1 protein-coding gene is annotated in these 314 nt (G+C 39.8%); it reads right to left on the minus strand.

What is annotated here, in order from left to right; genetic code table 11:
- A partial coding sequence (locus GQR38_RS20335) for an RNB domain-containing ribonuclease (RefSeq protein ID WP_165738090.1) occupies positions 1-314 on the minus strand: 314 nt, incomplete at both ends.

Raw genomic sequence — 314 nt, forward strand, 5'->3', positions numbered from 1 at the left:
TTCTGTCATAGAGCAATGCTCGCCTAAAACGCCCATTTCATCATGCAGATAATGGTAACCACCGGTTTCTGTCCATTTCGCTTTTAATTGGCCTTTATCTTGATGGGCAACAACATATTTAATGGCGCGATGTAAAATCAAATCAGGATAACGTCGAATCGGTGAAGTAAAGTGAGCATACTCTTCTAAGGCTAAACCAAAGTGACCTAGGTTTTCGTCTTGGTAAACTGCTTGCTTCATTGAGCGAAGTAACATGGTTTGTAATAGTTCTTTATCATCACGTTCAGCAAAAGACTCTGCTAAATCAGCGTAAT

Source organism: Pseudoalteromonas sp. c7(2019) (genome assembly GCF_011378625.1).
GTDB classification, from domain to species: domain Bacteria; phylum Pseudomonadota; class Gammaproteobacteria; order Enterobacterales; family Alteromonadaceae; genus Pseudoalteromonas; species Pseudoalteromonas arctica.